The sequence below is a fragment of the Acidocella aquatica genome (assembly GCF_030160635.1).
GTDB classification, from domain to species: domain Bacteria; phylum Pseudomonadota; class Alphaproteobacteria; order Acetobacterales; family Acetobacteraceae; genus Acidocella; species Acidocella aquatica.
On record NZ_BSOS01000051.1, the window covers coordinates 1 to 1,092 of the forward strand.

Annotated in this window: 1 pseudogene; it reads right to left on the bottom strand. The window is 55.9% G+C overall.

Annotated elements, in window-relative coordinates:
- Positions 1-1,002 (bottom strand): annotated as a pseudogene (locus tag QQJ84_RS08890) (MATE family efflux transporter); the annotation flags it as partial.
- Between the last annotated feature and the right edge of the window lie 90 nt (positions 1,003-1,092).

A 1,092-nucleotide genomic window follows, 5' to 3' on the forward strand; every position in this document is an offset into this window, starting at 1 on the left:
CCTCAAACCCCGGGGGTGGGCCAAAATTCGTCAGCACAAGTGGGCCAAAATTGCTTGTCACAGCCATCGATAGAACGAAGCTGACACCAAATAAAACGAATGACCAGGAGACAATAAGCTGCATGTGCTTGGCAATCTCGATCGAGCCCGAGTGATAGCCGAGAAAAAGGCCAAAGGCGAGATTATCGGACAGCGTTACTGCAATCACCAACGCGCTAGTGAGAAGAATATTATAGCCGACACCGGCGATCGTAATGCCGCGTACGCGGTCCCAGCGGCCGGCTCCCATGTTTTGCGCAGCCATCGAGGAAACCGCGGTCCCAACCGCGAGTGCCGGCATCGCGATGTAATTCCAAAGCTGCAAGCAAGCGCCATAGGCTGCCACAACCCTGGAGCCATAGTGATTCATCAGCCTGATCAACATGATCATCGATGATGACCTGACGATGACCTGAAGGCCCATTGGAACACCCTTAACAAGCAAGGTCCAGAGGACCGACCGGTCGATCCGCAGATAGCCCAATTCGCCGCGCTTGATACACAGAATGTTCAGCCGCCAGTAAAGCCAAAGCACAAGCGCGATCAGTGTCAGCCATTGCGAGATCGAGGTGGCAAGCGCTGAGCCAGCAATTCCCATGCCCGGCAGCAGCCCGGCACCCCTTATCAGCAATGGGTTGAGGCCGACATCCAGACACGCGGAGATGAGCATGAAGTAGAACGGCGTGCGGGAATCGCCAGCGCCGCGCAGCACCATTGTCACGAAAGTCGACAAAAACATTGCTGGAATGGCAAGAGAGATAACCCGCAAATAGGCAATTGCCCGTGGCGCGGAATCAGGCGGCGTATGCATCGCCTGTAGGATTCGCGCCGTCACGGCAAAGCCGGCTGCGGCGGTAACCACAGATATCACGCCAAAAAAACGAAGGTCGTGCCAACCACACGCTTGGCCTCCACCAGATCCCGCGCACCGAGGCACTGACCGATGAGGACGGTTGCCGCCAGACCCGACCCGAAACCGGCGCTAAGTAGTGTCCGTCCACTAACGCTAAGGTATTGATATTATTCTGTTAATTCCGCTGTTTGGGCTTTCAA